The sequence below is a fragment of the Enterococcus sp. AZ095a genome, from assembly GCF_050546735.1.
GTDB lineage: Bacteria > Bacillota > Bacilli > Lactobacillales > Enterococcaceae > Enterococcus_D > Enterococcus_D entomosocium.
The window spans coordinates 2,319,787-2,346,782 of sequence record NZ_CP172953.1; the positions used below are offsets into that span (position 1 = coordinate 2,319,787).

The window sequence follows — 26,996 nt, forward strand, 5'->3', positions numbered from 1 at the left end:
CTAAATAATACGCTTGTATTTCCGAATTATATTCGCTCTTCTTTTAATTAATATTTTGTATTTATAAAAAAATGATTTATGTGTTAAAATACAATAAGTTTTAAAATCTTTTTTAAACAAATTATATCTAGCCATTGTTTTACTATAATCATCGTATTCCTCTCCAGAAAAATTCTGATAAATATTTCCAGCAACGACTTCTATTTCTTCATGTTCGTTTAAATTGATTTGATGAAAAAGTAAATAGTCTACCATATCCAAAAAAAGCCGTTCATCATATCCATTAATTTTTCTCACTATATCGGAATGTAATACTAAACAACTATTTATGCAAATTAAATCTTTATATATTCCAGGTACTTTTATAATTTTATTATTATAGGCTTTTGGAGACCCTATACCAGATTTAAATTTTATAATTCCAGTTTTAATTTTTATTTCAGGAATATCTTTAATTGCTTGATTTATATTATTTAAATATTCTTTCGAAACCAATGTATCTTGATCTAATGTCATAATCCAAAAACTATTATGTTTATTTTCAATATATTTAATTGCACAATTATAAGCTTTACTGATTCCTTGATTCCCTTCCATATCTAAATAAATCATTTGATTTGATTCGGAAAAAATTTTGTTTTTTTCTTTTATTATTTCATCTATACTATTATCAACAATAAGTATTTGATTAGTATCATTGATATTTAATATAGAGCTATTTTCTGCTAACGGTTGATTGTATACCACCACAATATAAAACAACTTATCATTTCTGTTCATATTTAAACCTCTTCGTTCTTCTAAACAAATTAATCAATGTATATATTCTTTGAGAAAGTTTCTGGATAATTGATCTTTGACTTGTTTCACCAGTCACATTAGTTCCATGCCTCCTATACAAAACTAATGGCTGCTCAATTAATTTCACCTTGAAGTTATGCTCTGCAATCAAAGTAATCCAATAGTCATGGGGAGAAAATTTTTGTTTAGCCGGAAAAGGTAAAATTAAATTATAGACATCTTTATTAAATGCCATAAATGCACCTACATATCTTGTTTTTAAGGTGTTATACCAAAATCCCTTCTTTACATTATATTTCTGAAAATGCGTTTCATTAAGTTTAATTAGATTTTGATCAGTAATATACCCATCACTTATAACAAAATCATAATTATTTAAAAATTTTTTGCAAATCACTACCTTATTCTCCATCCACACGTCATCTTGGTCAGACAAGAAAAAAATATCGCCAGTAGCTTTATTTAAAGCATTTTCGAAATTTTTTGTATAACCTTTTTCCAAAGTATTTTGGAAAAATTTAATTCTTTCATCATCATATGATTTAATAATATGAACCGTTTGATCAGTCGAACCATCGTCAGATATAATTAATTCGTCCTCTGCATCAAGTTGTAATAGAATAGAATCAATTTGCTGTTTAATAAATCTTTCACCATTATACGTAGCCATGCAAACCGAGATTTTTTTATTCATTTATTCTCTCCCACTGATTGGTATGTTTGTTAAATTTTTTTATTACTTTTCCAGGATTTCCGACATAAATACTATTATTAGGAACATTTTTAGTTACAACAGTATTAGCTCCAATTATTACACCATTACCAATCGTTACTCCAGGAAGAATAGCAACATTTTCACCAATCCAAACACGATCACCAATAACTACTGCAGAACAAGTTAATTCTCTTAAATCTGGAAAACTTTCCGGCGAAGATTGATTGAGTTCATTATATTTCCCATGAGAAGTATCTGAGATAAATACATTAGATGCTACTAAACAATTATTTCCAAATAAAACTTTTTGAGAAGCTACAATATGGACCCTATCTCCTATTTTACAATCGGTTCCAAATATTAGTGTTTTGCCTTTTTTGGAAATACCATTTCCTAAATCAAATCGGCAATATCTTCCTACTGTAAATCCTTTTTGATAGGACAATAGATTTTTACTTCTGATATAAAACGGTCTTCTGATTAATCTTGCTTTTCGGTAAAAAAACTTTGTCAACACTAAATAATAAAACAGCTTAATAGATTCTCCTAAAGGATAATTTTTCAACATAAATAATCTCCTAAGTCATCATATCCTAAAATTATTCTAACAAACTTATCAATTTCATATTGTTCATAAATTTCTTTTGGCACATCATGCGAGGGAGAGAAAATGAATTTAACTAGATTTGAAATTGAGTAAGCATTTTCTAATATAAAAATATTTCTAGAATCATAAAAATTGTAATTCCTGATGTTTTTGTTTGTAGTTATAAGTTTTTTATTAAATCCCAGAGTTTCTATTGTTCTCATAGTAAGCCCGGTTTGTTTTGAATGCTCAACATCAAAAACAACAGAAGTGCTTTTAAGCAATTTATAATTTTCTTTTTCAGATAATGGAATAAATTCAAACTCCTGTTTTTTAGAATTTTTAAAATTTACATCAAAAATTTTATTATATAAATATTGAAGTTTATTTAAATACAGATAAGAAAAAACATTTACACCTTCAGCTTTCAGAACTGGAAAAAGTTCTTTTATAACTTTATATCTATTTGAATGAGCAGTGCAGACACTTAATAAATCAATATTTTTATCAGTATACGTATCTGCAGTTTCTACTATTTTTTTATTATAAAATAATGGAAGAAAACTTAGTTCGGTTATTTCTTTAGAATCTAATAAATCAAATGTATATCTTCTATTGTAAAATTTTAATGTATTATATATTTCCGGATATATTTTAATTGAATCATAAGTATAAAAAACAAATTCTGCTTTCGTGAAAATTCCTTTCAGCTTTTTTAAAAAAGTTGCATCAACAGTTTTACCATTAAGGACAAAAATTATATCATATTTTCTTTCACGAGTAGATTCAATTATTTTATTGAAATACCTTTTGTTAAAAGGTCTAGTTACTTTCGCGTTCAACTTCGATATTCCTTTGAACCAAGAATTTTGACTTGGTCTGTCGTCAAAAAAATCCACACAAAAACCATACTCTTCAAATTTTCCGATTAATTGTTCTTCTATACTAAAAAATTTAGTTCCGATAAATAAAATCCTCTTATCCATACTTGTCTCCATTTTTTTGAAATCGATTATATTATAATAAATCGTAAAACCCACGACCATAATATAAATCGCCAAATACTTTATTAATTATACTTATTTTTATTTTTTTCAGAAAAAACATTTTTACTAAATAGGTTTCCTTATTATTCTTCAATCTCAAATTTCTAATCATAAACGAAGTATTAATATATTCTGCATCTTGGGGATGGTAATACCCATAAAAATTTGTATCTACCAGTTTTTTTATATGCTTCGACAAAAGATTACTACTAATCATACTTCTTTTGTTATTACTATTTGGAAACATAACTGCATATCTGCTTAATATTTTTAGCTTTTTATAATTACCCGGGGCATGCTCACCATATACCATAGGAGGTCTTACTATTGCCACTTTAAAACTATCAGAACTTAACTTTAATAATATATTTTCCGCTAGAAGTTTTGATTTTCCATAATGATTTTGGGGATTACACTCTGTACCTTTATTGATTTCACCGTTTTGTGTACCAAAAACTGACATGCTACTGAAATAAATGAATTGTTTTACACCATCATATTTTGATTTTTTTGCTAACTCTTCACTTAGTGCTGTATTTATAGAATAATATATACTTGAATTAACATTCCTTTTATGAACAATGCCGGCAAGGTGAATAACTGAATCAAATTCTGAAAAATTAACATTTTTCCACTCTTTTCCTCGAACACTTATTGTATCAACAATATAATCATCTGGAAATTTGCTAATATATTTTAAAAATGAATTACCAATATAGCTATTTTCTCCTGTAATTAGAATTCTTTTCATTCGATTTCCTCCTTCTTCATCGTTCCAGTCCCGCCTTCAACGACACCGTCACTTTTGAAAACAGAAGTAATCGTACCAAAGAAGCATTTTATATCCATCCTTAAACTAATATTATCCGTATATTTGCCATCTAACTTGGCCTTAATTGGAATCTCAAGCTCGTCTCGACCACTAATTTGAGCCAACCCAGTCAATCCTGGTCGAATATTATTTGCCCCATACTTATCACGTTCTTCGATCAAATCATATTGATTCCATAGCGCTGGACGAGGCCCAATGACAGCCATATCGCCTTTAATAATATTGAATAATTGAGGCAGCTCATCCAAACTGGTTTTTCTTAAAAATTTCCCGACCTTGGTGATATAAAAATCAGGATCTTCTAAAAGATGTGTTGGCATTTCTTTTGGTGTATCAATCTTCATTGTTCTGAATTTATAAATATTAAAATGAGTTTTATTTTTACCAACCCGTTTTTGCTTGAAAATAATGGGTCCCTTAGAATCTAGTTTTATTGCTAAACATAAAAGTAATAAAACTGGTGATAACACAACAATCCCCATTAACGACAAAATAAAATCAATGATTCGTTTCAATCCATCCTTGTACAACAAAACCCACTCCTATTTGTTTGAAGCATTTGCAAATTTCACAATTTCATTAGCCAATGTAGCACTATCTTTAGGAAGTGCATCTACAAAACAAAGTACCTCTTCCAATGAATATCCTTTGATATTCCCAACAAAAATTTTCTCAAAGACTGCTTCATCATTTCGTTCTTTATCCAGCAAAAGCTCTTCATATAATTTTTCCCCAGGTCGAATCCCGGTTTCAATAATCTCAATCTCTTCTTCACTATAACCACTTAGACGAATCATATTCTTCGCAAGATCAACGATTTTCACCGGTTCGCCCATATCTAAAATGAAGATTTCGCCACCTTTAGCAAGTGCCCCTGACTGAATAACCAAGCGACTAGCTTCTGGGATCGTCATGAAATAGCGGGTCATACGAAAATCAGTTACTGTGATTGGTCCACCTTTTGCTATTTGCTCACGGAATACTGGAATCACACTGCCTCTTGAACCTAATACATTGCCAAAACGCACAGCAGAAAATTTCGTGCAACCTTTTTCATTTAAGCCGGTAACAATCATCTCAGAGATGCGTTTTGTCGCTCCCATGACGTTAGGAGGGTTATTGGCCTTATCTGTAGAGACCATTACGAAGTTCTTCACTTTCGCGGCTTTGGCAGCTTCAGCAGTATTCTTGGTTCCGTAAATATTATTTTTGACTGCCTCTTTAGGATTGTATTCCATCAACGGTACGTGTTTATGGGCTGCCGCATGATAAACGATATCCGGTTTGACTTCCTTCATGATTTCAAACATCTTTTCTCGATCTTGTATATCTGCTATAACGGGAACGATTTCGGTAATATTGTCTTTAAAATTGATTTTCAACTCACGGTCAATTAAGTAAATCGAGTTTTCGCCATGTCCTAATAAAACTAGTTTTTTAGGATTGAATTGAATCACTTGGCGACAGATTTCGGAACCGATCGATCCACCAGCACCAGTCACTAATATCGTCTTTCCAGTAATTTGATCTTTGATGGAGTCGATATCCAATTTGACTTCGTCTCTGCCTAGCAAATCAACGACATCGATTTTCTTCAAACGTGATGTGCTGATTTTTCCAGAGGCGATTTCTTCCATTGATGGCATCGTGTTGACTTTGACATGCAAAGGTTCAATTAAGCTAAAAATACTCCGCAATTTTTTCCGTGACAAGGATGGAATAGCGATCGTAACCATATTGATCTCATACTTTTGAATCAAATCAGGTAAATCACTGATACAACCCAAGACTTTTTTACCAGAAAGATAAGTGTTTCGTTTATTCGGATCATCATCGACAAATCCGATAATATTAATGTCACTTGCCGTTTTCGAACCTACAAAGCTATTATAAAGAATACGGCCGCCTTCTCCTGCACCGACGATCAGGGTATTTTTGACAACCTCATTGGACGTCCCCCTCATGTTTTTTCTTTCAATATAGATCCGCCAAATCAATCGACTAGCAATAATCAGAAAGAGCGAAAGAAAGTACGTAAAGATCACTAAGCGCACGCTATAGGTTTCGTCACCGAAAAACAAGATTACGTTACAAGTAAAAGCGCTGCATGATACAGCCAAGAAGATAGCAATCATTTCTTTCAAATTCGTGTAACGATTGATCCGAGAAAAAACACGAAACACGGAACCATAAAAAAGATAGAAACCGACAGAAAGGCTCACCGACATCAATGTAAATTCTTTTGGAATCGCCACAAAGGGTTTCATAAAATAAACTGCTGCTATATTCGCTGCTATGATCAATAAACTATCTACAACTATCAAAGTTACAATTTTTCTTCTTCTCGTTAATTCAAACAACCCAGTTGCCCCCTAAAATAACCCGAATTTCTTTTTTTTCACTTCTGTAAAAGCTGGAAAACTGATTTGATCCCCGTTTATCAAATCTTTTGCTACTTGTTTCATCAATGTCACTTTGAGCATGCCAAAATCTTGCTCAATTTGCTCATAAGCTTCTTTTAAATTAAAGGTGCGTTTTGTAACGCCATGGGCATCCGAAGCGACCATCTGAACAAGATTATGTTCAACCATTGTTTTTGCTGTTTTTTGGATTTCTTTTCCAAATACGCCGACATAACTTGGCGCAGTTAACTGTGCCAAACAGCCCATATCCAAAAAAGGGATGAGATTGTTAGGGTCTTTTCTAAAATGAGCATTCCGCTCGGGGTGGACAATGACTGGAGTCTTTCCCAGCTGTAGTAAATCGAAGAATATTTGTTCTGTATACGTAGGAACTTCAATCGTAGGAAATTCTATCAAGATATACGTATCATCAAGATCTGTAAAAAGGATGTCATTTTTCTGTATATCCTCAATTAAATCTCCTGTTATCCTAACCTCTTGCCCCTCAAGAACTGTCAAGGGCAGGTTCCGTGCGTCTAATTCTTCTTGTAAAGAAGTAACGAGAGAAATGACCTCTAACTTCGGATTGCGGTATTTTCCATTGTTATGATGTGGGGTACAAAGGATATGCGTAATTCCTTGGCTAATCGCTTTTTCAGCCATAGCAATGCTCGCATTGATGTCTTCTGCACCATCATCAATTCCTGGTAAAATGTGGCAATGTAAATCAATCATTTCTCTCGTCTCCTTCAAATTAATTAATTTCCATAATAATAGTAGTAACCTGAATCTTTCGAGTGTTCGGCACCGTTATAGACCACCCCAATGATTCTTGCTTGAACCATATTCAAAAGATCTCTCGCTTTTGTTAAGGATTCTTTACGTGCAACATTTTCTCGAACCACTAAGATCGTCCCATCTGCTTTAGATGCCATGATTTGTGCATCGGTGACTGCTACAACTGGTGGCATATCAAAGATAACCACATCGTAAAGGTTTTTCGCTTCTTCCATCACTTGGTTCATTCGTGCTGACCCAAGTAGCTCAGATGGATTTGGTGGTTTTGGTCCGCTGGTTAAGACAGATAAATTATCAATCACCGTTTTTTGAGCTGCTTCAAGGACGCTCGTTGAGGTACTTAATACGGTACTCAATCCACTCGCATTGTTTAAGCTGAATGTTTTGTATACAGTAGGCTTTCGCATATCGGCATCAACTAACAATACTCGTTGTCCTGATTTTGCAAAAACAACCGCTAAATTAGCTGAAGTTGTCGATTTCCCTTCACCTGGACCAGAAGAAGTAACAACAATGGTCTTGATTTGTTTATCTGCTGAAGACGCAAATTGAATATTTGTACGGATCGTACGATATTGCTCTGAGATTGGTGAAGAAGGATCAATTAGCGTGATCAAACTTACTGCATGTGTCTGTGTCCCAGTACGTTCTTGTTTTTTTGCCATCATTGTTCCCTCCTAGACCCGGCTACGACTACGGCGTGATTCTGCCGTTTTGTCGCCTTGCGGTTTCTTAATAAATGGTGCGCTTGGCTTTTTCTGAATGGTCGCAGCCAATTCTTTTGGTGACATTTGGGGTACAGTACCCAATACGGTAAAGCCTAATGTTTCGGTTACAAATTTATCATCTTTGACAGTTCGATCTAGTAGCTCCAATAAGAAGGCTAAACCGACACCGACCATGATCCCTAATACCAGACCAATGGCTAAATTTAGTTTGTTGTTAGGTGAAACTGGTGTAGTACTAGCTACCGCACTTGAAATGATTGAGATTTTATCAACATTCATAACATCTTGAGCATTTTCTTGAAAGACCAATGCTGTTGTGTTGGCAATATTTTGCGCTGACACTGCATTTGTACTAGTTGCCTGAATGGAAAACATCTGTGAGTTCTGTGACTGGTTGATCGAAATGGATTCTTTCAATTGTCCGACAGTCAAGTCAAGGTTATTTTCAGACTCCAAACGATCCTTTACTTGTGTCATAACCAAGTCACTGACAATCATATCTTTATACGTATTGATCATTTGCAAGTTTGTATTCACATCGTTGGCATTGGTAGTTTCGGATTGTGGCAATGTCACAATCAACTGAGCTTGTGAACTGTATTTCGGTGTAATGACAAAGAAGGTGAATATTCCTGCTAAAGCTAAACCAGCAAACATTGAAATAAAAATAGCAGCTAAGTGTTTCCGTAGAATTGCGAATATTTCTTTTAAGCTAATTGTTTCTTCCATCTTTTCTCCACTTTCCTATTCATTCTCTAGATTTAGTTGAGCTTTCAACTCTTTTTGAACTCTTGCTAGTTCTTCGTCACTCACACGCTGATATGAGATGCCGTCTTGCATGAATCCTTCCCCTTGCAACTGATCTTGTTTGATCGTTTGAAAGGCACTGCGATAGTTAAATGCTAAGGTTCGCATGTCATCGAAACTCATATCTGTCTTCATGTTTTGCTCAACGGCATTTAAGATCGTTTGATATTGGGTGATTCCATCAAGACTCAAGACTTTCTTAACGATCCCTTCAACGATTTTACGTTGGCGTTCTTGACGTCCATAATCGCCGTTTGGATCTTCATAACGCATTCTTGAATAGGCAAGGGCTTGTTCGCCATTTAGTGATGTACGTCCGATAGCAAAATCAAAGCCGTCTTGCGAAAAGGTGATTTCATTATCAACTTCAATGCCGCCAACCGCATCGACTAATTCTTTCAAACCAGCCATATTGATTGATACATAATGATCGATCGGAATATCCAAGAATTTTTCTACGGTATTCATTGCCATCGCTGGTCCACCAAAAGCATAGGCATGATTAATTTTATCTGTCGTCCCATGTCCAACGATATCAACATAGGAATCTCTTCCAATACTCACCACCGTCGTCTGATTGTCTTGTGGGCTGATGGTCGCAACCATCATGGTATCAGAACGTCCTTGTTCGACTCTTCCTAAATCACCGGTATCGATCCCCATCAGTAAAACCGAGAAGGAATCTTTTTGGGATAGGTCGACATCATTTTCACGTAGACGATCTTCTCGATCACGTTCGACTGATTGATAGGTTTCTTGAATTGAGCTTGATACATCAAAATATAATTTTGCAGCGACACCGATCATTCCGATGACTAACACTGCAACGATTGAAAAGATGATTAAAAAGATTTTTTTTCCTTTTGACATTTGCTTTCCTCCAGTTATCTCTATTTTCTTCGATACATCTTTAAATTAGTAAACAGTGTCTGAACTTTGATCTGTCCAGGTGCCATCTCCTGCGGATGTATCCTCTGAATAACTTTCCGTTGAAGCGGGGGGTGTATACGTGCTGTATCCTGTGTACCCCATTTGGGTAGCGACTTTATCTGCTAATTCGGTGAATTTCTCTTTCAATTCTTCGTTGCGAACTTTGCTGATACTGTCGACTGCACTCAGGTATTTTTCTAAGGTGACTTCACTTGTCACCTCATCCCCATCAAGCATTTCATCAAAAGTTTCTTGTAATTTTGCAATGCGGTCCAATTGAGTATCCGCATATTCTAAATAGGAAACGACTAACTCTTTCCATTTACTATCCTCAAAAAAGCTCAGATTTTCACGGACATTCCCGACATCCGTTTCTTTTAGATCAGCTCTAATGATGACATCATTTTCAGCACTTTGCCAATTTGAAACACCTTCAGTAAATAAGGCTTCCGTATCCGCTTGTACTTTTAATTTTGCCTCGATGTCTTTTAGCTGATCATCAAGGGCGGTTTTTTCTTGTTGGATCTCCACTGACTCACTTGGCAGTGCATCATCATCGATCCCATAATCGTCTGCAGATACTTTCACTGCAGAAAGTTTTGCGACTGTTTTAAGAACGTCTTCTTCTTTAAGATCTTTTCGCAAAAACGTTTGATCTTCGTTGCTGTAAAATTCAGCAATTTCATTTGACAACTCATTGATGCGATCTTTTTCGCTGGCAATCGCTGTCTGTGCATATTCGACTCGTTGCTGATATTGCCTTTGGTTATTTTGTCGGTAACCAATAAAACAAATTGCAACGGCGCCAATACCAACGGCTAAAACAGTCAAAGTCTTTATTAACGGCTTTCCCATGAACACACTCCCTACTTCAATTGTGCTTGTTTAAGCATTCTGCCTTCCTCTCACATAATAAAGGCAATTCTAGTTTATTATAAGAGAAATGTATCATTAAATAAAGGAAATTCCCGTTTTTTATTTATTAAGGTATATTTTTCGTCAATAAAAGACTTATATCATGCCAAACATCAGTTATTTTAAAAAACCATAAATAACGTCTACTTTACTTGACAGTTTTTTTAAACCCTCATTTTAAATAATGAGTAATTCAGTTATAATCGTTGTTCTCATCACCTTTGAAGGTTGTCACATTATAGAAAAATAACCTTAAGAGATTATATTCGTTCACTTTCTCAACATCTTTTCATTATAAATAGAAAAGATAAGAAATTCAGAAAGTATTTTTATACACTTTTCTTGTTATTATAAATTAATTTGGCAAAGCTGAATTCTTTTCTTGGCGCACTTAGGGTTTCCTTTGCGGCTGCTATTTATTTACGTCAATCGTTCCTGTTAAAATTATAAGTTGTCTTTCGCAAAGTGACTTTTTTCTTCAATTCTGTTCCCCTTAATATTCAATCGCCCCCCGAAAAACAATAATCATTTAATTTTTATTCCACCACTAAAAACTTACCGTCTCGCCCCCTCTCTGGCTATTCAATTTCCATCAATCTTCTTCGATATGCTGGGAAAAACGTGTTTCTACCTATATATATGCCGATCGTCAGTTGATTTATAGAAAATGCAAAAAATCTCGCATAGACTCAGGTATAGATTTCACCAATCGATGAAATACGTGATTTGTTTTTTCTTCCCTATCTTCTTTAAGATGAATAAGTAAGATTTGCGATTTTGTTCATGAAAGGAGCCACGTCTTGAGAAATTTTCAAATAAATTTTATTACTAACACTGCAACGATTCGATGGCTGAAAATTTTGAGGGCATTCGAGAAAAATTATCAATGTTCGACTCAAGGTTTGGCAAAAATTTCAGGAAGTACCACGCGAACGATCGTTACGGATGTGACGGATCTAAAAGAGTACTTTGGTGATTGTTTATCGATCGACTCTTCTCACAAGGGGTATATTTTTTCGATCAAACATTCAGCTGTTTATTTAACGAAAAAACGTGCGCTGATTGCCAATGAGATTCTGTTCCATATCATCGAAAGTATTTTCCACAATGATCTTTATAGCTCATCTGAATGGGCTGAGAAATACCATATATCAGAAAGCACTGTTCTTCGCTATTTGCGGAAAGTGCAACCGATTTTTTCTTTCTATCGTTTGGAGATCCAAACCAATCCTATTTGCTTTATTGGTGAGGAGATCAATATTCGCAAGTTTTTCCATGATTTCTATTACGAATCGGAAATTACTGCCCACACGATTTTTCCGCCGATCGCCATCCAAAATATCACTGCTAGCGCTTTTTCTAGATGTTATCAACTTGACCAGCATGCTTGTTCGTTTGGTGAATTCAATTATTACTTGTATATCACCTTTGAGCGCCATTGTGCGGGTCAAGGTATCGAGTTGCCTAAGCAAATAAAAAAAATATTTGAGCAATATAATGATTTTCGGCTATTTTCTGAAATCAACGAGGCAATGAGTGAACAATACCAAAAAGAACTTCCCTATGAGGAAGTCCTTTATTTGTTCTTATTGGTGAAAACCCGTCGCTCGATCAGCAACTTGGCGATCGAACAAACCTTTTGTAAAGAGTATAATCATTGGCCTGAAATTAAGCAGCTTGCTGCAGCCTTTGTCAAGGATTGTTTGCCAGATACTCAAGATAGCGCTCGTGACCGGCTCTTAGTAGAATCCTTTTTTACGGTAGCAAAAATCAAGCAATTATTATCCCCCTTATTAAACCATATGATTTCGGATACCGTTCATTTTGTCGAAGAGGCGTATATGGATGATTACCATCTATTTAAAAACTATCTGTTGACGCAACCATTAGCCAGAGAAATTTGGGACAGTATCACACTGGAACACTTAGGAACGAGTCTTACGATGTACGTTACCTCTATTAAATCTTTGTACTGGCAAGCAAAGAAGAATATCGCTTTTTTGTTTGAAGGCCCCTTTTATTTATGCCAATTATTAAAATGCAAATCTGTTCGTTATTTGCGCAGCTCTCGGACATTTTATTTTCCAGACTCCAATGAATTGTCGGCAGGCTATTTGGAAAAAAATCAAATTGACTTGATCGTCACCAACTATACGGAATACATTACCGAATATGCCCAAGACATTGATTATTTGCTATTCAAAACTTTTCCCGATGAGCACGACTGGGAAGCTTTAGAGGAAAAACTGAATGCCAATTTCAATCCTTGATAAACGAAAATCTTGGCTCTTTAATTTATGGGACTGAGGAATCATAACTGATTCTTCAGCCCCATTTTCATTTTAGGTATTAAAAAACATATCGTTCTCTAGTATGATTAGATCACCACAAAATAAATATCTGAGAGAACGATTGTAAGGACTTGTGAGCAATTTAAATCAAAATAGAGCGTATCCATTCGGGTCGGCACTGACACAGCGATACGCTCTCTACTTATGCCTTATTCTATTAAAAGCAAAAAAGAAGCAGCCACTTCATTCAGTGAGCTGCTTCTTGCTAGTTGATTGATTAATCGAGAATCGTTACTTTTACTTGACGACGTCCCCATTGGATACATTGTGCTACGTTATCAAAGTGAACATCAATGATATTTCCTTTAATCGCGCCACCAGTATCAAGCGCTAGTGCTACGCCATAGCCTTCAACATTGACTAAGGTGCCTAATGGAATCACGCTTGGATCCACGGCAACTGCCATTGGATTTTTACGTAAGTCTGTACCGCTTGCTGTAAAGAAACTGGAGCCAGCTTCTTTATAAGAGTAGGCAGTTGATTCCATCATCAATGTCCGACCACTGCTTGTATTGCTGTTGTTGCTATTATTATTGTTGTTGTTGGTATTGCTTGAGCTGCTATTTGAGCTATTGTTACTGCTTGAAGAGCTGCTCGATGATGAGGTGCTGCTTTCAGTCGTATTGCTGCTCGATGAAGCAGACGATTGTGATTCAGAAGCGCTTGAACGTTCGGCAGCTTGGGCTGCTTCTTTTTCTGCTTTTTCTTTCGCTGCTTGTTCTGCCGCTTCTTTGGCTGCTCGTTCTTCTGCTGCTTTTTCAGCAGCTAAGCGAGCTGTTTCAGCTTCTTTGCTTGAAGCGATTTGTGCCAAAGTTGATTCGTTTTCTTTCAATTGGGCTTGTAGATTCGCAATTTTTGAATCCAGTGTTTTGGCTTCTGATTCTAATGCGGTTTGATTTTCTTTCAATGATTGCTGTGTTGACTGTGCTTTTTCTTCTAAAGCTTCTAGCTTTTCTTTTTCAGCTGTTAATGAATCGATCTTTTCTTTTTCCAAGTTTTGTAACATCGTCATCGCATAGGCACGATTGATAAAATCTTGGATGTTTGATGATTCTAACAGTACCGTCCAGTCTCTGGTAGCCCCGCCATTGACTTGGATGTCTTTCATACGTTCCGCAACGACTGCTTCACGCTTTTCAATTGTTTCTTGTGCAGTTTTGATTTCTGCTTTGGTTGTTGCTAATGATTCTTCATTTTCAGCGATTTGAGCTTTTAGCTCTTCTACCTCACTGTATTTCGCATTCACATCAGTCAATGCAATCTGTACTTCCGTACTGATTTCCTGACTTTGCTGCATGACGGCACTTTCTTGCTCTTGCAATGATTCAAGTGACTCAGCCTGCGCAAAGATTGGAGAAACGATTCCTGCCGCAAAGACAGCGACAACGATTGTTCGTAGTTTCTTTGCCTTCAAAAAATTCCCTCACTTCTCACTATGTTTTCCAACATATCCTATTATACAAATTCTTAAGAAGAATTTTATTGCAGGACCTTTACAATTTGTTACAAATTATCGTAATAGTGGGTGTTTTAATCGTCTTTTTCAACTGAAATCAGTCAGAAGTGGGAAGAATCAGCATTGATAAGGGTTTATTTTTTGTAACCTTACCGTAACAAACCTATTTTTTCTTACGGATCGCTTCAATAAATCGAGACAATTCCTGACTGCTTTTTATCTGATTGATTTCTAACTTTTGAAAGTTTTTTAAGAGTCTTCTTTGATGGAAATTCAATCTCGGTAGATTCTGTTTTAATACGCGCCATTCTTCTGGAAACGCTGCGAAGCGCCCTTGCCAATCGTTTTTATATTGCTCAATATTTTCAGCCAATTCTTTTTTGTGCTGTTCAAAGGCTTGATTGACCTGTTGCACCGCTTTCTGAAAGGCAACCAAGTTAGCTAGGGTATAGCCCATATCAAAAGAGAGAACCATCAATAAGAAAACTGGCAATAAGAATCCTACGCGAGCACTCAATGTTTGAACAATCTCCAGCATTTGCGGATGAACAAATCGAACAATGAGCACACAGCACACGCCCCAAAAAAGAGAAATCGGCAATGCCACCCGTCCATTGATATTTAATGGGACTTCTTTATAATCCCACCATGAGGCATGAAAAAAACGCTCAAGTAAATAACTTGTCACATATTCAAGCACGGTAACCAACAACGCTGCCGCAAAGAACAGTGGAATCACTTGCTCATGCAATGGCCGCAATAAATAGACAACGCCAAGAATCCCAAAGCCGTAGATGGGTGTGATGGGACCAACAAGGAAGCCCCGATAAACAAAGTGCTTGGCTTTTAGTGAGCAATAAATGGTTTCCCAAAGCCAACCGATAAATGAGTACAAGAAAAATAATAAAATGATCCGTTCAAATTGAACCATACCTATCCGCTCCTTTTCAAACTGTCACAATGATTTGTGCAATCGTACTTGTCATCACAATCATACCACAAATCAATCAGTCTTATTTTGAATCAGTGCAGTAGCTTATTCCCTGTTTGAACGTTCTTTTTTCGTTGCTTATTGATCACCAAAAATAATTGATGGGTGCACTTGTTCTTTCAAACTATAGCCACACAGTTCTTTGTTAAAGGTAAAATGATCTTGTTCCACATTTGCAATGATCTCATCTTCGGAAAATCCGTGAAAATCGTAGTCATTGATGTAACTGCGAAGTAATACTAATTTTGCATCGATCAAGAGAACTCTTTGGATATCCATCCAAAAAGCCATGTCTTTGTTTTTCAATATTTTTTTCAATTCTGCTTCCTGTGCTAACCAGTACGCATAGACTGATGGCATTTCACCTTTAATGGTTTCAGCAGATAATCCTTCTCTCATTTTTACTAGATACTCATTTACTGATTGATAAAACAATTTCCTTCCCCCTAGTTCCATTATTTTTAAACGTAGATCTTATGTTTCTTCTATTCCTCGCCGCTTTGAGCTATCTTTCTCTATCCGGCTGTCGCTGATGTCGCCCTACTTTTTGTATCGAAAGAAGCCATAGTATTTCGCAACAAAATTCTGACAATTATTCAAAACAAATAGATAAATAAAAAACACACTATTATTTTATAGATATAACCGACACAATTTTTAACTTCACTATTCTTTTAATGCTTCCTTTCTTTTCTAAAGCATAGCAAAAGTCGCCCCGTATTTATAATCAACTTTTGCATCAATCTAAGAAAAAAGTGAAAATAAGCGGTAACAGTCAGTTATTTCGGCTTCATTTTTTTAAATTTATTATTTAACAATCCTTTATTTTTTTCTTTTCATGCAGTAACTGAGAATATTTTATTGCGTTATTTCCTTTCCTATTATACGATTAACTAAATAATGTTGGTTATTTGAAAATAGAAAACAAAGGGGAACGTGAGAATAATGAGAAAAAGTGTTGTTTTTAGTTTATTGGGGTTCACACTTCTTTTTGCTGGCTGTACGCCAAAAGAGGAGAAACCAGCTTCAGAAAGCACGGAAAATGCAAGCGCTACAAGCTTATCTATGACTTCGTCAACAGAAGTCGCGCAAGAATCGACGGGCTCTTCCAGCGAAGCGGCTTTACCGAGTTCGGAACAAACCATCACAGGCGTGAGTGGCACAAACTATACCATCGATTTGCCTAGTAATTGGCAAGAGGTACCCGATTTCACTTCATTGAATCCTGACAATGATTTCATGTTGTCAGATGCGTTAGAAACGAAATACTTAGCTGCAGTCGTTGAATCGAAACAAGATTTTGCCGATTTAGAAACTTATCTCGGATTGGTTCAAGAAAATTTGGCAACAAGCTTCGATACGACCGCCACCTTTTTACCAATTCCTGACACGAAGGCCTATTTCGTTGATTTCCCAGCGACAGTTGAAGGGCTAAATATCCACTATATTTATTATGTACTTGAAACCGACAATAATTATGTTCAGTTGTATGGTTGGACGTTAGAAAGCTTATACGACTCTTCAAAAGACGAGCTAACAGCGATCATGAACAGCTTCAAAGAAGAATAAACAAAACATCTGGAACCATTTTGGCAAATAGCCGCAAAAATGGTTCCAGATGTTTTTTCATTTTATCTACTTTATCTACGGACTACAAGACGCTGTCCTACAAGAATCAATGAGCCAGAAAGATTATTCCACTGCATCAACTGATTCACAGTCACACTGTAGCGTTGCGAAATGCCCCATAGAGTGTCTCCCGAACGTACGGTATAGGTGGTGCTGTTTGATGAGGAAGTGTTCGTTTCTTGAACATACGCTGCACTTACCCAGCCACGCCCTTCAATTCGATACCAGACGTTGTTGCCATTCACACTGGTTCCGGTCTTTTGCGCAACCGCGCGAAAAGAGGAGTTGTTTAACAAAGAACCAACAATTCTGGCACTGGTAGACGCATCAGAGCGAATATTCAATGTTGCGGTTGTACGAAACTCTTTGTTGATGCTTTGCTCAGAGCTATTACTTCCAGCGTTCACTTCTGTCACGTACGTAGCACTCACCCAGCCGCGTCCTTGAATTCGATACCACACATTGTTTCCGTTGACACTCGTTCCCGTCTTTTGAGCGACTGCTCGAAATGTCGCATTACTTGCCAAGGAGCCAACAACAGAAGCGCTAGTCGATGCATCTGAACGGATGTTCAAGGCAGCAGTTGTGCGGAACTCTTTGTTGATGCTTTGTTCGGCATTGTTGTTATTGTTGTTGTTGTTACCATTATTATTGTTGTTATCATTCCCACCCGTATTCGATGAGATCTCCGTCACGTGAGCAGCACTTACCCAGCCACGTCCTTGAATTCGATACCACGTCGTATTGCCGTTCACACTGGTACCAGTTTTTTGCGCTACTGCTTCAAATGTTGCATTGGCAGCCAATGAACCAACGATCGAGGCGCTAGTGGAAGCATCCGAACGGATATTGAGTGCTGCATTTGTTCTGAATTGCTTATTGGTCGCCTGCTCAGAATTGTTACTGTTGTTATCATTTGAACCGCCACCACTTGATGTATCGTACTGGGTCAAATTGTGCGTTTCAATCAAGTTGTTTAGCTTACTTGCATAAGAAGTATCGGTGGCATAACGTCCTTGCAGCCATTGAGTCGCGTCACGATAAGAATTTGTATTAGACCTCCATGCCCCATGGTAGAAGAAAACACCCGGCGAAAATGAGGTAGTTCTCAAAACGTGCGCATTGTCTTGAAAAGATTCTTTTAATGAGGGGTATTTACGAAACCTAGCAATAATCGGATAGAGATTGCCATTCCCGTCATCTTCCATGGTTTGCATCTCTACAAATTGTCCATTGTAAGATCCCTTGATACCAAACATATTATTTGCAAGAGTGGTCAGCGTGGATTGCCCCCAACCTGATTCTAAGATCGCTTGGGCAATCATGACCGAAGCGTAGAGGTCATTTGCCCCGGCAACTTCTTGTGCCATTGGTCCTACTTGCTGAATAAATGCTTGCTGATTGTTGGAACGTGCCATTGGATTATTGTAGTTGGGCATGACCTTCGTTTCAATGGCGATCCGCTCTTCTTCTGACAGAACAGGAATATCACTATCGGTTTCTGCTTCATTCTGTTCAGAAGCATCATCTGCTGGTGCATTTTCGGGTACCTCTTGGATGTCTACTCCATCCGCACTTTCAGCTTCTGATGGATCGGTACTATCTTGAGTTGCTGGTGATCCCTCGTTCACTTCTTGATCTTCTACAATGCTCACTGAATCATGCGTCGATGTGTCTTGGGTTGACTCTGCTGTTTCAACTACTTGAACACCATTTTGGGCTTCTGCTGACTCGAGTGTATCTGCTAAAACATTCATCGGCAAAATATTCACCGTACTAACAAGTGCAGCGGTTGCCGCCGCACTTTTACGGTAAAGAAGCCCTCTTTTTTGTTTCTTCGCACGATAACGAAGTTGTTTTCTTTCTTCCATTTGTCTCTCCTTAAAACTACAGCTAGCTACTTCTTACATTCTTACTGCAAAGCTAGGTGTAAAATGAGCGGTGCTGCCAACAGAAACATTTTGTCCTGGGCGTGGTGCATGAATGTATTGTCCGCCACCTAAAGCAATGGCTACATGATAGGTGCTACCTGATGAACCCCAGAATAAAAGATCTCCTGGTTGTGCTTGGCTAACGGAAATCACTGTACCGGCTGTTTCTTGTGGCACCGTCCATCCACCAATATCTCTCCCTGTTACTTGTAAAAAGACATAGCGAGTAAACCCAGAACAGTCAAAGCTGTCCGGTCCTTTGGCACCCCACACATAGGGTTTTCCGATATGCTTATAGGCTTCTGCCACGATTGCAGCACCATTTGTTGATGCTGGTGCAGAAGGTGCTGGCGGCGTCACGATCGGTGCAGGTGACGGAGCAGGCGTTGGCGCCGGTGTTGGTGTAACTGGCGTCGGTGCTGGCGTTGGTGCAGGAACTGCAGGTGCACTGTCCGCTGGCGTCTCCGGTGCTGCAGGTGTCACTGGTGTTTCTGGCTCATGAATTTCTGGTGTATCTACTGGTGTTTCCTCTGGAACCTCTGGTGTTTCAACCGGTTCAGATTCTTGCGTTTCCTCTGGTTGCGTTTCCTCTGGTTGCGTTTCTGCTGGTGCTTCTGGCTCTTCCACTGGCGCTGGGCTCTCTGTTTCTGCGTCAGGTTCTGTGCTCTCTACTTGAACAGCTGCTTCATTCAAGGCTGCTTCTTCCGCTGCAGCTTGTTCTGCCTGCTGTTGCGCCGCTTGTTCCGCTTGGGCTTGTAAAGCAGCTACTCGGGCAGCTTCTTCACGAATTCTCGCTTGCTCCGCTTCATAGGCTTCTTTTTCCGCACGCAGCTGTTCTTTTTCTTCTTCTTTCGTTGCTTCTTCGTAGGCTAAATTACTAACTAAGACATTTAATTCTGCTTGGCTTGCTTCCAAAACACCTTTTTGTGCTTCCAGATGGCTCTGTGCTGCTTGCAATTCTGCCACTTTTTCTTGTGATTCCGCACGCTTTTGTTCAACAGCTTGTTGGTCGGCTTTTTGCTGTTCGATCACTTCATTATTCGCTCGAATGATCGTCGTCATCGCATGCAAACGACCGACTAGATCACTGACAGAGTCCGCCTCTAGTACCGCTGTTAGAAAATGGTCGCCTTTTCCATTAACTTGTGTTTCTCTGGCTTGCTTTTCAATGTTTTCTGAGCGTTTGGCAATGCGCTCTTCTAACTGACTGATTTCCTGATCCAATCCTTCGATCGCTTGCAACAAATCACTTTGCTGCGCTAAAATGATTGCTGCTTCTTGATTTAACGAATCAATTTCTGCAGACAATCCGTCAATTTCCCCTTGTACGCTTTGACGTTGCTGTCTCAACTGATCAATTTCGTTATTTTTTTGTTCGATCAATTGATCGTGATTCGTAGCAAAAACGGTCACAGGTCCGCCGAATGATGACAATACAATGCCGCACATACACACTGTTGCAAAGATTTTCTTCTTCATCTGATCCTCCAAATTCAATTTTAAAACTTTTTTTTCATTTATTTGACCATTTTCATTTTACCATAGTTCAGCAACAAACCCAATCCGTAAGCGATTTACATTTTAATTACATAAATAAGCTCTGTTTTTTTATTACATGTTCCCCACTCCTATCCCACCGACACGCCGAGTGAATCCCTATGTATCAACTGTTCAAGAAAACTTCATAGAAAAAGTCCTTTTTCTTAAGAAAAAATAAATAATGTTGTAGATTTCACTTTTATTACATTAATTTTCTGCAAAATATGCTTGATTCACAAAGTTATAAACAGACGAAAAAAGCTCCTTCCTAGTGTTTTCTAGAAAAGAGCGAGTTTTTTTGTCTGTGTTATTCACGATAAGGGAGTAGTTGTCTCATTACGGCGATTTGGTCATCAATGGTCTGTTCTGTGATGTGACCGGTCAGAGCCAAAATCCCTAATCCTTCAATCACGAACATATAGTTTTCTGCAATCACTGCCAAGTTTTCATCTTTTAATACACCTTGCTGAACGCCCACTTGAAAAATCTCATGGATCGTCCGTTTCGTCTCAGCGAGTTGAGCTTGCTGCAGTGAACTGGAGGCTTCGGTTTTATGCGTATAGTAATACTCGTAGACGGCTCGCAGCATACCGTCAGAAATGCTGTGGAGTAGACGCTTGCGATGGTCGGAAAAATATTTGTTTAAAATCGTTTCAAAGGGTACTTGCTCCATGATCATCTCTCGTACATCATCAAATTTTCGTTTGGAACGCTGCTCTAACACTGCCAAAAAAATCTCATCCACCGAACGAAAGTACAAATAAATGCCGCCGCGACTAATGCCGCACTCTTCGATAATGTCCTTCATTGTCGCATCAATCAAACCTTTCTTACTAAAGACGACTTTGGCACTTTCAAGAATCAAATCACGCTTTTGTTGTTTTTTCTTTTCCGCTGTAGTCAATTCGCTCTGCTGCTTCTTCGCCATTTTTTTGGCTCCTTTCATCACATTATTAATGACACTCGTGTCATTTTGTTGTATAATCAACCTAACTTAAAAATGACACAAGTGTCATTATAAAAAAAGGAGTTTTTACAATGAATACAAAAAGCAAAACCTATCGCCTTGTCATTCGTGCCATTTTAACTGCTATTATTATTTTACAGACGATGGTGCCTTTCCTTGGATTTATTCCGATCGGTATCACTAGTTTGACGATCATCCATATCACGGTAATCGTCGCTGCCATCGTTTTAGGGACAAAAGACGGGATGTTCATTGGCTTAGTCTGGGGCATTTTTACCATGATCCGTGCGTTTACCTCCCCGACAACGCCCTTGGACATTGCCGTTTTCACCAACCCAATCATCTCGGTGGTCCCCCGTGTGTTGGTTGGCTTAGTGGCTGGTCTCTTATTTACGATCATTTACAAAAAGACCAAAAAAGTCGTCGCTGCTTCGATTGTTGCAGCAATCTTTGGGACCATCACAAATACAGTTTTGGTCTTAACCCTAATGGGAACCTTATATACTGGCTTAGTTGCCAATACCTATGGTGTCGATGCTTCGGCTTTATTCGTGACCCTCGGTGGAATTGCTATAACAAATGGAATCTCTGAGGTGATCACAGCTGCGATCTTAACACCCATTCTAGTAAAAGCCTTATTTGCGGCAACCAGTTTACGTCCAGAAAATCGTTAGTCCCTTCTCTTATCCTATCATTTTTTTCACGTTCTGAGTACTCTTTGCCCAAACATTAAAAGCCCCCGATTTAAGAAAGCTTCTATTGTATAGAAAGGCTTTCTTAGATTAGGGGGCTTCTTCTTTTATTGGTTAAAAAAAGGTGGACAGCAAGGCAAGGATCGCTAGACCGCCTTGGGTCAAAATAATTTTCTTGTCGCTAGTCACACTGCCATATGCAGCTACTAAGATAATGTAGATCAGCAACAAGCGACTGATTTCCAATGGTGCTGAAGCAAAGGTAATACTATACAGTAACCCCAAACCAATGAGTCCATTGTAAACCCCTTGGTTTTTGAACAAGGTCACAACGATCGGTCGTTCAAGTTCTGCTTTCGTCACGTTGAAGACCCGCGCCGTTGCTTTGGACGTAGTGGCAAATGTTTCTAAATAGAGAATATAGAAAAACTCTAAGGCAACCAGTACAATTAAAATCGTCGATAAAATCGTCATCTTTATTCTCCTTGTTGAGCGACAATGATCTCGCTCGGTTTGGCTGCAAAGTCAGGCATTTGCTGGAATAATTGTTGCAGCAGCGGGTTTTGATTGTGGGCGGTGATCGCTTCTTGACTCGCCCATTTTTCGACCATGACAAACCGATTGTTTTCTTCCAATGATTCATAGAGATGATAGCCGTGGCAGCCATCCTCAGTTCTTGCCGATGCTATTAATGGGGTAACAGCGGCTAAAAAATCTGCCCGCTTTTCTTCTTTGATGTAAAACGTTGCATTGATGATTTCCATCGTTTTCCCTCCTCTTATAGAAATGTCGTAATTTGTTCTGCGTCTAACCGAACGGATTCATAGCCTAATTCTTTGGCTTTTCCGACTGAAAGGATCATGACAGGAACATAACGTTCTTTGTCTAAGCCAAAAGCTTCTGCTAATTGATCTGCTTCAAAGCCGCCGATTGGGTTGGTTTCATAGCCATGCGCCCGCGCAACTAACATAAATTGCATCGCTGCTAAACTAGCGTCGATCTTCACCACATCATTCATTTGTTCTTTTGTAAGATTTTCGTAATGAGGAATGATCGCTGCTAATTGTTGGTCACGTACTTCCGCTGGCATTTTGCCTTCTGCTACTGCTTTGTTATAAATTTCTTCTCCTAGTTCATGACAAAGCATATCGCCAAAAATCAAGACCATTGCAGAAGATGTATCATTTTGTCGGACGTTGAAACGAATCAACGGTTTCAATTTTGCTTTTTGCTCATCGCTTTCCACAACGACAAAGCGCCAAGGCTGCATATTGACTGAGGAAGGTGCTGTCGTTGACTCTTGGATCATGGTCAACATTTCTTCATGGGGGATTTTGTAGGTTTCATCATAGACACGAACCGATTTTCGGCCAAAGGTGATCTCTGAAAAATTGTTATTGCTGTATTCTGTCATGGGTTTGCCTTCTTTCATGGAACTAATTTCATAAGTAATGTTAGAAGCTGTGCTTCTTCTTCTTCGGTCAAATTGATGCCTAACGACTCCTCAGAGCTGGCATGCTTTGAAGCACAACTAGCCAAATCGGCTTGTGCTTTCGGTGTCAAAGAAACAAAAATCTCGCGGTTATTGTCTTTGTTTCGTTCCCGTGTCACAAATTGTTTTTCTTCGAGAATCTTCAAATGCCGAGTGACCGCTGCACTATCGATCTTCAATTCATTCTGTACTTGATTTTGGGTACAGCGTCCTTGCTCATTCAAAAACTGCAGCAACTGATAACGGGTCAGACTAAAGCCAGTCTCTTTTTCAAAGATCGCCGTTAATTCTTGATTCACGATTTTCATCCGATACAGCAATCCGCTTAGCTCACGTAAATTCATTGCATAAACCGCTCCTTTCATCATTGACTTGTCAACTGTTGACTAGTCAAGTATAAATCATTTTCTTTTGCTTGTAAAGAGTAAGCAAAAAAGACCCGCAGCTAGGCGAACTTCATCAAGGATCGAATCAAGAATCCTTTGGCGAAGTTGCGCCATTAGGCTGCGGGTCTTCGTTACTCCGGTATTGAGAAAATACTGGAGAATTTATTTTATTTTAATTGGAAGAGTTTCTTCAAGCCCATCACAATCAGTGTAGAGATCGCTGCAGCAGCGAAGATGATCCCCCACGTGCCGGCTTGAATTGGCATCGTGTCTAATAGCTCATTCATAAACGGTACATAGACTGCTGAAAGCTGCAAACCTACGGAAAGGAGCAATGCCCCCATCAACGGTTTGTTTTTCAAGAGAGTTTTGTCTAAGCCAAAACCGCTGCTCTTACGAACGTTGAAAATATGCATCAATTGTGCTACTGCCATAAAGGTAAAGGTCGCTGTTTGTGCATAAAGCAACTCGTGATCCGTCAACATCAAGAAATTGAAGAAGCCAAACGCCACCAAACCAATCACAACACCACTTAAAATGATGCGTCCTAAGAAGCGTTTGTTGACGAGGCCATCAGCTTTCGACCGTGGCTGACGTTTCATGATATCGTCTTCTGCTGGTTCAAAGGCTAACGCCATTGCTGGCGCAATATCGATGACTAGATTTAAGAAAAGGATATGCAGCGGTTGGATCGGCATTGGCATCAAGAAGATGACACTTAAAAAGATCGTCACGATCTCAACCATATTACATGAGAATAAGAAAGAAACATATTTTTTGATGTTGTCAAAAATGATGCGTCCTTCTTTGATGGCATCGACGATTGTTCCAAAACGGTCATCCGTTAAAATCATATCGGAAGATTCTTTGGCTACTTCTGTCCCACGAATCCCCATGGCGATCCCGATATCGGCGCCGTTGAGTGCCGGCGCATCGTTAACGCCATCGCCAGTCATAGAAACGATATCGCCTTCTTCACGCAAGGCTTCCACAAGTTGTAATTTATTTTTTGGAGAGACTCGAGCAAAGACAGCGACTTCTTCGATTTTTTCGTTAAAGCCTTCCTGCCCTGCCAATTCATCGATCTCGCGACCTGTCATGGTTTTTTCATGATCTTTTAAGCCAATTTCTTTGGCGATCATTGATGCGGTCTTCGGATGGTCCCCCGTGATCATCTTCACTCGGATCCCCGCTTCTTGGGCGACCTTCACTGCTTCTTTGACATCTGTTCGTGGCGGATCGACGATGCCCGCAAAGCCTTGGATCTTGATTTCCTGCAGTGCTGCTTTCAGCTCTGCTTCGTCCGTTCCACCTTGATAATCCTTGATGCACCCGACAGCGATCACCCGCTGCCCATGACTGGCTAACGTGTCATTGTATTCATGAAGTTGTTCTTTTTCTGTGGCATCAGCATCAGCTAAATCAATTAAGACATCTGGTGCCCCTTTGATGATCAATGTCCGTTGCTCTCCTTCATACACGGTCACCATGTATTTGTTGTCGGAATCAAAGGGCATTTCTGCGATTTTCTTCAGCCCGCTGTCCTGCTCTTTTTGCCGATCAATGCCAATCTTTTGACCTAAAACAACAAACGCCCCATCCGTTGGATCACCGAGGATCTCGTATTGCCCTTCGTTTTCACGTAAAGTGGCGGTGGTACATAAAGCGCCATTTGCAACCATCCCTTGCAGTGCATCATGATTGGTTGCGTCGATTTCGGAATTATCATCCGAGTCTGCCTTATAGAATTTTCCGTTGGGTTCATACCCATTTCCTGTCACTTTGAACATTTCCCCAGAACCTAAAATGATCTCGGCAACCGTCATTTGGTTTTCTGTCAGCGTCCCCGTTTTATCACTGGCAATGATACTGGTGGCGCCCAGGGTCTCAACAGCTGATAACGATTTGACCAGTGCTTTGTGCTCGGCCATCGTCCGCATGCCTCGAGACAATGTGATTGTCGAAACGGCTGGCATTGCTTCAGGTATCGCTGCGACCGCTAAAATAATCGAGATATGGATCATTTCGACAAATGGCTGATTCGTCAAAATACCTGCGACCAAAACTGCCACCGCAGCAAAGAGCGCTGCAATAATGATTGCTTTTCCAAGCTTGTCCAATTCGATATCTAACGGCGTTTGACGCTTTTTGTCACCCGTCAGCATGTCACTGATTTTTCCGACCTCGGTCTTCATGCCGGTTTCTGTCACTACTGCATAGGCATTTCCCCGAGTTGCCGCAGTTCCTGCGAAAACGACATTGCGGCGATCGCCTAATGGAACATCTTCTTCATAAGTTTCTCGTGCATCTTTTTCAACAGCTTCTGACTCACCGGTCAGCGCTGATTCGATGCAGGCAAAGTTGCTCGTTTCAAGTAAGCGGGCATCTGCGGCAATAGCATCCCCTTCTTCCAAAACGAGAATATCGCCTGGAACGATCTTTGCCGACTCGATCTCCATTACTTCTCCATCACGAATCACTTTTGCGGTAGTGTAAATCATGCTTTGAAGTGAATCAATTGATTTTTGTGCTCGTAATTCTGTAATGAAACCGGTCATTACAGCAATCACCACGGCAATCAATACTGCAATTCCTTCAACCGTTTCCCCCATCGCAAAAGAGAGTAACGCAGCTGCTAGCAAGAGATAAACAATCAAGTTGTTCAAGTTATGCCACAGCAATTCCCATACAGAAAGGGATTCTTGTTGCTGGATCGTGTTTTCTCCGTATTTTTCTAAGCGTTTGTCGGCTTCTTTCCCGCTTAGGCCTTGCTTGCGGTCACTTTCAAAATGTTTCAAGGTCTCTTCAGTCTTTTGCTGGTAAAATTTTTCCATCAAATTCCTCCTTTTAATTGTAAACTTCTTGCCGAGGGTTTCCACGTTTCTGAAGGGATAAATCGGTACAGATACCTTGCACAGTCGTTTTTAAATTCGAATCGGTTCAGGCGATCGCGGAATGAAGGGAATGTAACCAATAAGAAAAGCAAGCGCAAGTTGACTGAC

Annotated in this window: 26 protein-coding genes; 3 read left to right on the forward strand and 23 right to left on the reverse strand. The window is 38.7% G+C overall.

Features of this window, described 5'->3' with window-relative positions:
* From IGJ26_RS10685 to IGJ26_RS10740, 12 genes are read right to left on the reverse strand one after another with little or no spacing between them, the layout of a single operon-like run.
* Complete coding sequence (locus tag IGJ26_RS10685) at positions 1-780, reverse strand: glycosyltransferase (protein WP_194199530.1); 780 nt, start codon at positions 778-780, stop codon at positions 1-3.
* Positions 767-1,495 carry a glycosyltransferase family 2 protein gene (locus IGJ26_RS10690; protein WP_185933398.1) on the reverse strand — a complete coding sequence of 243 codons (729 nt, stop codon included), beginning with the start codon at positions 1,493-1,495 and terminating at the stop codon, positions 767-769. The genes IGJ26_RS10685 and IGJ26_RS10690 overlap by 14 nt, the downstream gene beginning before the upstream one ends.
* On the reverse strand, positions 1,488-2,084 hold the full coding sequence (locus tag IGJ26_RS10695) for a DapH/DapD/GlmU-related protein (protein ID WP_142971603.1): 597 nt from the start codon (positions 2,082-2,084) through the stop codon (positions 1,488-1,490). The genes IGJ26_RS10690 and IGJ26_RS10695 overlap by 8 nt, the downstream gene beginning before the upstream one ends.
* Entirely contained in the window at positions 2,078-3,088 is a 1,011-nt protein-coding gene (locus IGJ26_RS10700) for a hypothetical protein (RefSeq protein ID WP_194199529.1), read from the reverse strand. The genes IGJ26_RS10695 and IGJ26_RS10700 overlap by 7 nt, the downstream gene beginning before the upstream one ends.
* Positions 3,089-3,119: 31 nt before the next feature.
* Positions 3,120-3,899, reverse strand: coding sequence for an NAD-dependent epimerase/dehydratase family protein (locus tag IGJ26_RS10705; RefSeq protein ID WP_430599608.1), 780 nt, complete (start codon positions 3,897-3,899; stop codon positions 3,120-3,122).
* The gene (locus tag IGJ26_RS10710; protein ID WP_185933399.1) at positions 3,896-4,510 is read right to left on the reverse strand and encodes a sugar transferase; all 615 of its coding nucleotides are present in this window, start codon (positions 4,508-4,510) and stop codon (positions 3,896-3,898) included. The genes IGJ26_RS10705 and IGJ26_RS10710 overlap by 4 nt, the downstream gene beginning before the upstream one ends.
* 12 nt (positions 4,511-4,522) lie before the next feature.
* Positions 4,523-6,340, reverse strand: a complete 1,818-nt coding sequence (locus tag IGJ26_RS10715; protein ID WP_194199527.1) for a nucleoside-diphosphate sugar epimerase/dehydratase — start codon at positions 6,338-6,340, stop codon at positions 4,523-4,525.
* Positions 6,341-6,352: 12 nt separating this feature from the next.
* Positions 6,353-7,117: a CpsB/CapC family capsule biosynthesis tyrosine phosphatase gene (locus IGJ26_RS10720; RefSeq protein ID WP_194199526.1), complete on the reverse strand. Its 765-nt coding sequence runs from the start codon at positions 7,115-7,117 to the stop codon at positions 6,353-6,355.
* Positions 7,118-7,140: 23 nt separating this feature from the next.
* Positions 7,141-7,848, reverse strand: a complete 708-nt coding sequence (locus IGJ26_RS10725) for a CpsD/CapB family tyrosine-protein kinase (protein WP_005234973.1) — start codon at positions 7,846-7,848, stop codon at positions 7,141-7,143.
* Between the two features lie 9 nt (positions 7,849-7,857).
* On the reverse strand, positions 7,858-8,637 hold the full coding sequence (locus tag IGJ26_RS10730; protein WP_008378786.1) for a YveK family protein: 780 nt from the start codon (positions 8,635-8,637) through the stop codon (positions 7,858-7,860).
* Positions 8,638-8,652: 15 nt separating this feature from the next.
* Entirely contained in the window at positions 8,653-9,585 is a 933-nt protein-coding gene (locus tag IGJ26_RS10735; RefSeq protein WP_228085206.1) for an LCP family protein, read from the reverse strand.
* A gap of 45 nt (positions 9,586-9,630) precedes the next feature.
* Positions 9,631-10,500: a hypothetical protein gene (locus tag IGJ26_RS10740; protein ID WP_008378789.1), complete on the reverse strand. Its 870-nt coding sequence runs from the start codon at positions 10,498-10,500 to the stop codon at positions 9,631-9,633.
* A gap of 860 nt (positions 10,501-11,360) precedes the next feature.
* Between IGJ26_RS10740 and IGJ26_RS10745 the strand changes: the two genes are divergently transcribed.
* Entirely contained in the window at positions 11,361-12,830 is a 1,470-nt protein-coding gene (locus IGJ26_RS10745; RefSeq protein ID WP_016621502.1) for a helix-turn-helix domain-containing protein, read from the forward strand.
* A gap of 298 nt (positions 12,831-13,128) precedes the next feature.
* Here IGJ26_RS10745 and IGJ26_RS10750 read toward each other — a convergent pair whose 3' ends face one another.
* From IGJ26_RS10750 to IGJ26_RS10760, 3 genes are all read right to left on the reverse strand, one after another.
* Positions 13,129-14,325 (reverse strand): 3D domain-containing protein, encoded by a 1,197-nt coding sequence (locus tag IGJ26_RS10750; RefSeq protein WP_194199525.1) that lies wholly within the window; start codon positions 14,323-14,325, stop codon positions 13,129-13,131.
* Between the two features lie 205 nt (positions 14,326-14,530).
* Positions 14,531-15,298 (reverse strand): putative ABC transporter permease, encoded by a 768-nt coding sequence (locus IGJ26_RS10755; protein ID WP_005234965.1) that lies wholly within the window; start codon positions 15,296-15,298, stop codon positions 14,531-14,533.
* Between the two features lie 138 nt (positions 15,299-15,436).
* Positions 15,437-15,814, reverse strand: coding sequence for a DUF7006 family protein (locus IGJ26_RS10760; RefSeq protein ID WP_005234961.1), 378 nt, complete (start codon positions 15,812-15,814; stop codon positions 15,437-15,439).
* A 489-nt stretch (positions 15,815-16,303) separates the two neighbouring features.
* Between IGJ26_RS10760 and IGJ26_RS10765 the strand changes: the two genes are divergently transcribed.
* Positions 16,304-16,927 carry a hypothetical protein gene (locus IGJ26_RS10765; RefSeq protein WP_005234960.1) on the forward strand — a complete coding sequence of 208 codons (624 nt, stop codon included), beginning with the start codon at positions 16,304-16,306 and terminating at the stop codon, positions 16,925-16,927.
* Positions 16,928-16,998: 71 nt separating this feature from the next.
* Here the strand turns inward: IGJ26_RS10765 and IGJ26_RS10770 are convergent, their stop codons facing one another.
* The 3 genes from IGJ26_RS10770 to IGJ26_RS10780 form a co-directional block, all read right to left on the reverse strand.
* Positions 16,999-18,858 carry a glucosaminidase domain-containing protein gene (locus IGJ26_RS10770; protein ID WP_430599609.1) on the reverse strand — a complete coding sequence of 620 codons (1,860 nt, stop codon included), beginning with the start codon at positions 18,856-18,858 and terminating at the stop codon, positions 16,999-17,001.
* Between the two features lie 33 nt (positions 18,859-18,891).
* Positions 18,892-20,397 (reverse strand): NlpC/P60 family protein, encoded by a 1,506-nt coding sequence (locus tag IGJ26_RS10775; protein WP_016613514.1) that lies wholly within the window; start codon positions 20,395-20,397, stop codon positions 18,892-18,894.
* Between the two features lie 367 nt (positions 20,398-20,764).
* Positions 20,765-21,385, reverse strand: a complete 621-nt coding sequence (locus tag IGJ26_RS10780; protein ID WP_005225615.1) for a TetR/AcrR family transcriptional regulator — start codon at positions 21,383-21,385, stop codon at positions 20,765-20,767.
* A gap of 110 nt (positions 21,386-21,495) precedes the next feature.
* On the opposite strand from IGJ26_RS10780, the gene IGJ26_RS10785 reads away from it, so the two are divergent.
* Positions 21,496-22,098: an ECF transporter S component gene (locus IGJ26_RS10785; protein ID WP_005234954.1), complete on the forward strand. Its 603-nt coding sequence runs from the start codon at positions 21,496-21,498 to the stop codon at positions 22,096-22,098.
* Between the two features lie 132 nt (positions 22,099-22,230).
* Here the strand turns inward: IGJ26_RS10785 and IGJ26_RS10790 are convergent, their stop codons facing one another.
* From IGJ26_RS10790 to IGJ26_RS10810, 5 genes are all read right to left on the reverse strand, one after another.
* Complete coding sequence (locus IGJ26_RS10790; protein ID WP_016613516.1) at positions 22,231-22,590, reverse strand: DUF1304 domain-containing protein; 360 nt, start codon at positions 22,588-22,590, stop codon at positions 22,231-22,233.
* 2 nt (positions 22,591-22,592) lie between these two features.
* The gene (locus tag IGJ26_RS10795; RefSeq protein WP_016613517.1) at positions 22,593-22,880 is read right to left on the reverse strand and encodes a putative quinol monooxygenase; all 288 of its coding nucleotides are present in this window, start codon (positions 22,878-22,880) and stop codon (positions 22,593-22,595) included.
* Positions 22,881-22,894: 14 nt separating this feature from the next.
* Positions 22,895-23,530, reverse strand: a complete 636-nt coding sequence (locus tag IGJ26_RS10800; protein ID WP_008378805.1) for a nitroreductase family protein — start codon at positions 23,528-23,530, stop codon at positions 22,895-22,897.
* Positions 23,531-23,544: 14 nt separating this feature from the next.
* Complete coding sequence (locus tag IGJ26_RS10805) at positions 23,545-23,952, reverse strand: MarR family winged helix-turn-helix transcriptional regulator (RefSeq protein ID WP_008378808.1); 408 nt, start codon at positions 23,950-23,952, stop codon at positions 23,545-23,547.
* A gap of 209 nt (positions 23,953-24,161) precedes the next feature.
* Entirely contained in the window at positions 24,162-26,828 is a 2,667-nt protein-coding gene (locus IGJ26_RS10810; protein ID WP_086296856.1) for a cation-translocating P-type ATPase, read from the reverse strand.
* Positions 26,829-26,996 lie beyond the last annotated feature (168 nt).